This window comes from Blautia sp. MCC269, from assembly GCF_018785655.1.
GTDB lineage: Bacteria > Bacillota > Clostridia > Lachnospirales > Lachnospiraceae > Blautia_A.
The window spans coordinates 1-9713 of sequence record NZ_WQQE01000005.1 but is presented as its reverse complement, the minus strand read 5'-3'; the positions used below and the strand labels follow the sequence as shown (position 1 = coordinate 9713).

Annotated in this window: 9 protein-coding genes and 1 pseudogene; 6 read left to right on the top strand and 4 right to left on the bottom strand. The window is 39.1% G+C overall.

Features of this window, described 5'->3' with window-relative positions; translation table 11 throughout:
• The 5 genes and pseudogenes from GPK88_RS01450 to GPK88_RS01430 form a co-directional block, all read left to right on the top strand.
• Window positions 1-107 (top strand): annotated as a pseudogene (locus tag GPK88_RS01450) (DUF6061 family protein); the annotation flags it as partial.
• A 224-nt stretch (window positions 108-331) separates the two neighbouring features.
• Entirely contained in the window at window positions 332-1009 is a 678-nt protein-coding gene (locus GPK88_RS01445) for a response regulator transcription factor (RefSeq protein ID WP_020994095.1), read from the top strand.
• Window positions 1010-1013: 4 nt separating this feature from the next.
• On the top strand, window positions 1014-1919 hold the full coding sequence (locus GPK88_RS01440; protein ID WP_055066700.1) for a sensor histidine kinase: 906 nt from the start codon (window positions 1014-1016) through the stop codon (window positions 1917-1919).
• Window positions 1920-1992: 73 nt separating this feature from the next.
• Window positions 1993-2703, top strand: a complete 711-nt coding sequence (locus tag GPK88_RS01435) for an ABC transporter ATP-binding protein (RefSeq protein WP_008707470.1) — start codon at window positions 1993-1995, stop codon at window positions 2701-2703.
• The gene (locus GPK88_RS01430) at window positions 2697-5357 is read left to right on the top strand and encodes an ABC transporter permease (protein ID WP_008707471.1); all 2661 of its coding nucleotides are present in this window, start codon (window positions 2697-2699) and stop codon (window positions 5355-5357) included. Before GPK88_RS01435 ends, GPK88_RS01430 begins: the two co-directional genes overlap by 7 nt.
• A 128-nt stretch (window positions 5358-5485) precedes the next feature.
• On the opposite strand, the gene GPK88_RS01425 is transcribed toward GPK88_RS01430, so the two are convergent.
• From GPK88_RS01425 to GPK88_RS01410, 4 genes are all read right to left on the bottom strand, one after another.
• Complete coding sequence (locus GPK88_RS01425; protein ID WP_044952226.1) at window positions 5486-6190, bottom strand: DUF6040 family protein; 705 nt, start codon at window positions 6188-6190, stop codon at window positions 5486-5488.
• The gene (locus GPK88_RS01420) at window positions 6168-7889 is read right to left on the bottom strand and encodes a MobA/MobL family protein (RefSeq protein ID WP_020994093.1); all 1722 of its coding nucleotides are present in this window, start codon (window positions 7887-7889) and stop codon (window positions 6168-6170) included. Before GPK88_RS01420 ends, GPK88_RS01425 begins: the two co-directional genes overlap by 23 nt.
• Before the next feature lie 327 nt (window positions 7890-8216).
• Window positions 8217-8531, bottom strand: coding sequence for a hypothetical protein (locus tag GPK88_RS01415; protein ID WP_006859613.1), 315 nt, complete (start codon window positions 8529-8531; stop codon window positions 8217-8219).
• Between the two features lie 140 nt (window positions 8532-8671).
• The gene (locus tag GPK88_RS01410; protein WP_004843519.1) at window positions 8672-8902 is read right to left on the bottom strand and encodes a helix-turn-helix domain-containing protein; all 231 of its coding nucleotides are present in this window, start codon (window positions 8900-8902) and stop codon (window positions 8672-8674) included.
• A 171-nt stretch (window positions 8903-9073) separates the two neighbouring features.
• On the opposite strand from GPK88_RS01410, the gene GPK88_RS01405 reads away from it, so the two are divergent.
• Entirely contained in the window at window positions 9074-9703 is a 630-nt protein-coding gene (locus GPK88_RS01405) for a helix-turn-helix domain-containing protein (RefSeq protein ID WP_015529844.1), read from the top strand.
• Window positions 9704-9713: the final 10 nt, after the last annotated feature.

The window sequence follows — 9713 nt, the reverse complement described above, 5'->3', positions numbered from 1 at the left end:
CGCTTACTTCATTGGCTGTGGATGAGCCTTTGGAATATGCAAGATTATATCTTGATGGCAATTTACAGATGTGGGTGGATGCAGAAGATTCATTAGAACTTTATTAAGCAAGAAGTGAAATATTGTTGTAGATCTATCTCATTTCTTGAGGGTTCTTAAGATGCAAGATGATTGCTAATACGCATTTTACAATAGAGTTTAATTTTTAAAACTGTATGGTGGAAAGCAAGTCTGAAATGGCTTGCTTTTTGCTTTACAACGAGGGTGGTTACTGTATAATGAAATATGAAGTAAAAAGCAGTAATTTGATATGAAGCAATAAAGGAAATACATGATGGAAAAATATAAAATTCTAATAGTTGAAGATGATGTTGATTTGAGAGAGGGACTTTCCTTCTCCTTTTCTGGTGATGGATATGATGTGACAGAGACAGGGACAAAAAAGGATGGTTTACAAGAAATCGCAAACGGTGGTTATGATATTGTATTTTTGGATTGTAACCTGCCGGACGGAACGGGCTTTGAACTCTGTAAAGAAGTTCGTAGCTACAGCAATATCCCAATCATTATGCTGACTGCTCGTGATACAGAAATGGATGAGATAAAGGCTTTAGAATTAGGGGTAAATGATTACTTGTCAAAACCATTTTCTCTGGGTGTATTAAAAGCAAGAATGAAGCGGATACTTCAAGAAAAATCTGAAAGTACAAAGATTGTTACAGGTTCATTAAGCATAGACCAGAGTACTTGTAAAGTATATAAAAGAGGTTCAGAAATCTCTCTTAGCAAATTGGAATACCGTCTGTTGGTGTATTTGATTGAAAATAAGAATCATATCCTTTCTAAGGAGCAGATTTTAGAGAAGATATGGGATAGTGATGGAAAATATGTAGATAACAATACGGTGTCTGTGAATATCAGCAGGCTTCGTACAAAGATAGAGGATGATGTATCGAAACCAAAATGGATTCAAACAGTTCATGGAATCGGATATATCTGGAAGGAATAAAGAGATGTGGATTACGATACTTTTAGCAGTGCTTTTGTGTTTGTCGATTGGATATAGCATATATCAAAAAAGAAAAACATATCGCCTGATTGACCGTTTGCTGGACAGTGTGTTAAATCGGGAAATGATTGCAGCTTCTGATGTGGAAGAAGGAGAATATTCTGCCCTTGTCAGTAAAATCAAGCAGATACAGGAAGTGCTTGATAATCACGTGAATAGTGCCGAACAAGAAAAAGAGCAGGTGAAAAGTCTGGTATCTAATATGTCTCATCAATTAAAAACGCCCTTAGCGAATATTTCTCTCTATGCAGAAATCTTAAGTAAAGAGGAAATTACATCAGAACGGAAAACATTGTTTTCTGAAAAAATGCAACGACAGATTGACAAGCTGAGTTGGATTGTGGAGTCTTTATCGAAGATGGTAAAATTGGAGCAAAATATTGATGGCTTTGAAGGAAAAGCAATAGGGATCAAGCAGACGATTTTAGACGCAGTAGATACGCTTTATGAGAAACTGGAAAAAAAGGAAATCAACTTTACATTGGAACCATTTGAGGACAGATTACTGTATCATAATCGAAAATGGACAGCAGAAGTATTTGTAAATTTGTTGGAAAATGCTGTTAAGTACACCGATAGAGGAGGAACTATTTCCATTTGTGTAAAAAGTTATGATTTATACACAGAGATTCAGATTGCAGATAATGGGCGTGGTATCCGGCAGGAGGAAATGACCGATATATTCAAACGATTTTATAGAAGCCCAGAAGTTGAGAATATGGAAGGTTCTGGGATTGGTTTGTATCTTTCTAATCTGATTTTGGAAAAAGAAAAAGGATATATGACGGTAGATTCCGAGTATGGAAAGGGAAGCTGTTTTTCTGTGTTCTTACAAAACTGTAAGAACTAATCATCCGTTTGTAAAGAAATTGCAAGATACGGCAGTTATACTGGATGTATCAAGAAAAGAGGAGTGATGACGGATGAGTATTTTAGAATTACGAAATGTTGAGAAAATATATGGAGAAAAAGATAATCAGGTAAAGGCACTACGGAATATCAATCTAAAAGTAGAAGAAGGCGAGTTTGTTGCCATTGTAGGCACATCTGGTTCAGGCAAATCTACTTGTCTTAATTTAATCGGTGGTCTGGATAATCCGACAAGTGGACAGATTTTTATAAAGAATAAAGAGATTGGTTCTCTTTCAAGAAAAGAACTGACGATTTTCCGTAGAAGAAATATAGGGTTTGTATTCCAGAATTATAGTTTAATGCCTGTGTTGAATGTGTATGATAACGTGGCATTGCCGGTTACATTTGACTGTGGAAAACATATTAACCGCAAATATATCGAAGAATTGTTGCGGGAACTGGGCATTTGGGAGAAACGCAAGAAATATCCAAACGAATTATCCGGCGGTCAGCAGCAAAGAGTTGCAATCGCCAGAGCTTTGGCAAATAAACCGAGTATCCTGCTTTGCGATGAACCGACAGGTAATTTGGACTCAGCCACAACCATTGAGGTTATGGGGTTATTAAAAACGAGTTGTCGTAAGTACAATCAGACGATTCTCATGGTAACGCATAATGAAGCCATTGCACAGACTTGCGACAGAGTAATTCATATTGAAGATGGTCAGATTGTTACAGGAAAGAGAAGATTTCCGGCAAAAGGCGGTGATGTCGTATGTTAAAGCTGGCATGGAAATATATGCGGTATTACAAGAGCCAGACATTTGCAATTTTTGCGAGTATTTTATTAACAGCATCATTGCTTTCCGGGATTTCTTCTTTGATTTACAGCAGTCAGAAAAGTGATCTGGCGAACAGCAAAACTATTTACGGAGACTGGCATTATTATATTGAAACGGATAAGGAACTTTTTAATTCTGTAGAAAGCGGTGAGAAAGGAAAAGGATATACGCTGGAACAGTGTGGAAAAATGGAAATCCGTGACGTTGTGGCAGAAGAATTTATGATCTGTTTTATCCATGCCGATGAAACTTATCGTCAAATGGCACACAGAGACTTGTTGGAAGGAACATTCCCTGAGAAAGAAAATGAAATTGCAGCGGATGGATTTGTGCTTAGTAATCTTGGATTTTCAGGGAATTTAGGAGATTCCCTTCGCATTGGTGAAAAAGAGTATATTGTTACTGGTGTTCTGAAAAGCGAATGGGCGGCAAGTTCCAGTGAAATGGAAGTTTTTGTAAGTGATTCTTTTAAAGGTCGAGGAAGCCAGACGTTTTTATATCTCAGTTTTAATGAAGATGAGAAGTTATATAAACAGTTGGATGCTTTTTTACAGGAACATAAATTATCTTCTGAATCGGTAGCAGAAAATGATGAAGTAATACAGTATCTTGGCGGAGAAGCACCAAGCAGCATTTCTGAAATCGTGAAATTTGGTCTGTTTGAAGAAGAAGGAAACTTCACTTATATCGTTTTGAAATTGCAGAGCGACTACAATCTGGCTTACAACGGAATGATTTTCCTGTTATGTCTGTTCAGTCTTTTCGTAGTTTACAGCGTATTCAGTATTTCTGTATCGAAGAGAACTTCTGAGTACGGAATATTACAGACATTAGGTATCAGTGAAGCGCAGATTGGTGGCACCTTACTTTTGGAACTTTGGACGTTATTTTTCATTGGATATCCGTTAGGATGTCTTTTAGGAAATGGTGTTTTAAGCCTTATGTATCAGAAATTTAGCGGTGTATTTGGTGGAAAAGGAATCAGTGGAGCAGGGAATGGTCTTTCTGTTGCGGACCATACGTTAGCAGAAGGAGAAAATACAGTAGAGTTTTTTGTTTCAAAGGAAGCTGTTGTGTTTGGTTTTGTATTTCTACTGATTTCGTTAGCACTCGTTGCCTTTCTCGTGGTTCGTTCCATGCGGAAAGATTCGCTGAAAACTGTGATGAGTGGAGATACTTCTTTTGTAAAAAGAAGAAAAATATACGCTATGCGAAATGTTAATATGGCAAATGTAGTGGTGCGGAAATTCATGTTTGCCAATAAACGAAAGGTAATAGGGATTTTATTATCCTTGTCTATCGGCGGTTGCATTTTCTTATGTACCACCTATATGGTAGAAAATTTGAAGGTTCACGCAGAACTTTCGCTGATATCGGATGATGGGCTTGGTTCTGAGTACCGTATTTCTTTAAAATCTGACTCGCTGAAGGATACGATTCCGGAGGCGGTAGCAGATAAGATTAAAAACATGCCGGAAACAGAGAATGTATATGCGACAAAGTATACGATGGGGGAATTACAGATTTCCAAAAACGAATTTTTGTCAGAAGAAGAATGGAGTGACTATTTCAAATATCAAAATCAGGAGCCGTATTATATCCAGAGATATGATGGGATCTGTAAGCAGCAGGAAGATGGAAATTATCGGATTAAATATAATGTGTACGGTTACGATGAAGCGATGATAGAACAGCTTCGGGATTTTATTCTGGAGGGAGAGATTCAGCCGGAAACAATAAAGAATAATAATCAAGTGATTGTGACGGCGAATATGGACGGTCAGGGAAATTACTTTTTTTATGGAAAGAAGCCGGGCGATACCATTACTCTTCGAGTACCAAAGACAGAAAACTATACAGATGAACTGTTAAAATTCCAAAGTGGCGAAGAAAACTATATTGAAAAAGAGTTTGAGATTGCGGCAATCGTAAACAGACCGTTGGCGCAGGAGAAAGATTTTCTGAATACAGAAGTCTGGAAAAATGCGCAGAGTGTGATTATGACAGGCGAACAGATGGAAGAAAACTTTGGAATTACAGATTATAGTTTTATCAATGCATCGCCGGCTGATAGTGCGGATGCAAAGATCGTGAGCAATCAGTTATTACAAGTAATCCGAGATGTTCCCAAGGCAGTATTGCAGGATTATACGACCGCAATTGCAACACAGAAAGGTTATCTTGGACAGCAGCAGATCTTCTTTTCCAGTATTGCAGTGATTCTGCTGATTATCAGCCTGTTCCATATCGTAAACAGCATGAGTCATACGATTCTGACCAGAAGAAGAGAGTACGGGATTATCAGAGCAATAGGGATTACGGACGGCGGATTTTACAAGATGATTTTACAGACAGGTATTCTGTATGGATTGTTGGCGGATGTATTTATCTATCTTATTTATAACAGAGTTCTTCGCAGAGTGATGAATTATTATCTGGCTCATGTGCTGCAGTTTTTACATTATACTACTAATATTCCGAATCTGGTTCTGAATGGAATTATGGTGCTGAATGTAGTGATTGCAGTAGTGGCAGTAATGTTTCCGGCTTGGAAGATGGGAAAAGAGAATATCATAAGTGAGATTAGAAGATAGATTTATAATCAGGATTTTTAGAATTTCTTTAGTGGTTAGTATCATTGGATATAGCAATAGAATTAGAGAGAATACCCAATCTTTATAAGTAACCAGAGGGCGACAGTAAAATACTGCCGCCCTTTCTTTTATCGGTTTGTCCAGTAAAGAGTGTTCAGATAACACCGGATTCCAAGATATATTCCCTGTATAAATAATAAAAGAAACAAAAGATTTATGGGCATTACTTTTTTGATTGATTCTCCAAAATAAATGATGACAACAGCACTTGTCAGTATCATTAGTAGAGTAATAACATCCCAACAGTTTTTCTTATATAATTCTATAATCTTTATTTCTATCAGTATCGCAAGTATCCCTGTTCCTGCTACGTATATTCCAACAACTAATATCAGCAATAACCAATATATGATTCCGGCTATAAACGCATTGGGAATTTTTGTACTGATCTGTGCCACAGATTGCCCAGCATCAATCGTCCATCCGATAAAAGTTTGTATGAATGACGCTGCATCATGGAAGAATGATTTACAATCGGAAAGGAGCACATCTGACTGTACTGCCTGAAAAAGAGTGGTTGTCAGCGAATACCATGCAAGAAGGAACAAGGTTGTTTGGAACATTACCGTTTTTGCTTTATATTGTCCTGCAAGTCGCTCTTTTTGTGTTTCGTATTTTGCTTTTGCATTCTGATAGTCTGTCCGGTCACAAGCTTCACATTTTTCATAGAGTACCGGCTTTTCTACCGGTATCTCTACGATTTTCTGATGTGTCCGGGCATAATCCCGTTGTTGTGTTAAGCATCGTATTTTATCTTGACATTCCCCGATCATGACGTTTGCGCTTCGCAGCTTCTCTTTCTCGATCTGCAATGCTCTGTCTGCCAGCTTCAAGTCGTTCTTTAATGCTTGAATATTCCCGGCTTTGTTCTCTTTGTTTAATTTCTCGTTCAAGGTCAGAGATTCGCTGAGCTGCGTCTTCAGTTCCTCGATAAGCTGGTCTTTCTGTTCCAGTTCTTCTTGTATCTCCTCGGTCAAGAGCAGAAGTTCTTCCAACTGTTCGGCGTTCTTTGATTCTCTGGATTCGTTCATCTATATCACGTCCTTTCCTTATTTGCTGTTCCAGTTCAGCAATTCGGTGTTCTGTTTCAGCAATAAACTGTTTTCGCTGTTCAGAGTCTGTGCCAATTTCTGCCATTGCTGATTTTCGTTTTCCAAAAGTTCTATCTTCGTTTTCTGTTCTTCCATCTTGGAAAGCAGTTCCTCGGTATTTGGCAAAATGTTGAGCAGCTCGGATAACTCGCTGTTTAATTTTTGCAATTTCTGATTCTGTTCCTGCATAAGAGAGAGTTGGGTGTCCCGGTTCTGCATTTCCAGAATCATTTCTGCCATTAAGGTCTGCTGTTCTTCGATTTGCCCAATCATGGATTCCATTAAGGGTATAATTTCCCGGCTTTCTTCTAATGTCATTTAATCGCTCCTTCCATAATGATAATGCACCCGATACTTTTCCAAAGGTGTCCAGTATCTTTTGCAATAACGTGTTTTGTTGTTTTATGATTTGATTTTCCGCTACTTTCCACGAACCTTTTATTTCCTGCCCGGCAAGAAACTTTTGTTCAATCTTTCTTGCGTCAGCGCCTTCATGGATGGTAGGAATCTGGAGTTTTCCCTGTTTTTCATAAGAACGGTGATCGACCTGATTATGCAAAGGAAGATGTTCATTACACACCTTTGCCCATTCACTCCGCCACAGTTCACAATTTTTTGGATTGTTCCATCCGGTAGCATCGGTCAGCACCCGTTTCCATTGCAGGCGGTTTCTTGCACCCATCTTCTGAATTCCGTTTTCGTCTAATACAGGGATACGGATTCCATGACGGTCAGGGTTTTTCTTATCCTGCCACCAGTTCGGATGGGATTCATCAATCACGATATTTCCGTTTTTATCTCTGAGAAAATCCCAATCCTTGACTTCTTTCTTTCCCCAAGAATGATCCGGGTTAAAAGGACGCATAGTCAGAAGCAGATGGACATGGGGGTTGCCATCCCCTTTATCGTGGATACTCCAATCAGCACACATTCCTCTATCTACAAAAGTTTTTTGAATATAGTCAGTTGTATATTGAATTTGTTCCTGTCTGTTCCATTCTTTGGGAAGGGCAAATTCAAATGACCTGCCAAGTTGGGCATCTGCATTTTTTTCAATCTTCAATACCTCATTCCATAACCTTTGTTTCTGAAATGTGATTTTAAATTTTTCTAAAGCAGCTTCTTTATCTTCTGATCTTTTGTATCGGACAGATTTTTGAAAGCGTTTTATATTTTCTTCTGGTACTATCTGCCATTCAGGAGGTGCGTTTTCACACATCATCAGCCGAGTGTAGACCACTTCTTTTTTAGAAGTGTAATAACTGATTCTCCCGGTTTCCTCGTTTTTCATCACATCCCCATTGAGATATGCGGAAGCGGAGATAACAGATTTCCCTTTACTTCGTCCGACTATTTTGACTGTGTAATGAAAAATCGCCATGTCTGGATTCCTCCTTTCTGCACATCCGGCATAGATTTCCGGCAACATTGCTTTCGGTTTTAGGAAAAGCAGCATTGCCGGAACGCCCTCTGCGTAAGAGTGCCCTGCGCATAGCAGCCTGCATGGAATGCGCCTCTCTGGCGAAGAGTGCCTCCTGCGGCATGAGCAGGTCTGGCTGAAAGCCCCGCCGACGGAACGAGCCCGGCAAGCGTGAACGCAGACCGGTTGCCACTTGTGGCAAACTTATTGGGACGACCTCTGGTTGTCCATAAGTGCGCCCTTCATGAAAAAGCAATGAAGGGAATGAAAAACTCATCCCCTCCGCCATTACACTTCCTCCATATCGGTATTGACTTCTTTCTGCATTGCCTTTGAGAAAAATTTCCCGTTGGCTTCCTGCCTTTTCAGAAAACCAATCAGCTTTGGGATGTCTTCTTCCTCAATAGGCGCACCGAGAACGGATTCCACCGCACCGCCAATCTGACAGAGCCTATGGGTTCGTTTTTTACTTTCTTCGGCTTTCTTTCGCTTCAGAAGTTCTTTCTTCTGTGCCGCATATCGTTTCGCCTTTTCAAGGCTTTCCTGCTCTTTCTTTTCCATTTCAAGCATTCGTGCTTCATAACTTTTTGTTGATTTTGCCATTCTTACATTCTCCTTTCCTTCACAAACATAAGTTCTTGGTTGCGTATCAGAAGAAGCACATGGTATAATCTTCTTGCGTGTAGGTATATCATGGCTTCGGTCTGATAGAACCTTTGGCGGTTTCTTGGGAAGCCGCCTTTTTAATTTGCCGCAGTTCTTGTTACGGCTTTTACATTTCCTCTATCCCTCAAATCACGACCTTCATTCGCTTCCATAAACATTTCCAGAATATCGGTTTTAATCAGGACTTTACGACCAACCTTTAATACCGGAAGTTTCTTCCATTCTACAAGCTGTCTTAAGGTGTTTCTGCCGATTCCCGTATAGTCGGCAGCTTCTTCGATGGATAATGCAATTTTTCTTTGCGTCATATAATCACCTCCTTATAAATTGCATTATGCAATTCCTGTGATGTAAGTATATCCTTTTCACATCTTTTTGTCAAGCGTTACGAAATGTTAAAAATAAATATTGCATTGCATATTGCAATTTCGGAAAAACAATGCTATAATTCATACATACCGAAAAAGGAGGCAGTCAGCATGAAAGATAAAGAATTACGCAAGCTGATAGGCAGCAGAATAAAACAGCGCCGTCTGGAATTGAATCTGACACAGCCTTATGTCGCAGAGAAGATGGGAGTTACCGCTTCTACAATCCTGCGTTATGAGAATGGTTCGATTGACAATACGAAAAAAATGGTGCTGGAAGGTCTTTCGGAAGCACTCCATGTATCTGTGGAATGGCTCAAAGGGGAAACAGATGAATATGAAACCGACATTACGGATAAGAGAGAATTACAGATTCGTGATGCGATGGGAGATATTCTGGAACAGTTACCGCTTGCCCTTACCAAAGAAGAAGATGCTTTTTCAAAAGATTTATTACTGCTGATGTTAAAACAATATGGTCTGTTTTTGGATTCCTTCCAGTTCGCCTGCAAAAACTTCAAGGGAAATGCTGGTCAGACGGATATTGCCAAAACAATAGGGTTTGAATCGAATGAGGAATATAATGAGATTATGTTCTTAAGGGAAATCACTCATACCATCAATGCTTTTAATGAGATGGCAGACATTGTAAGGCTCTATTCCAAGAAACCAAAAACAGCAGAACAAAGGCTTGCAAATCTTTTATCAGAAGTCTTATACGAAGATTCCGAATCGGTATAGTAAGACAACC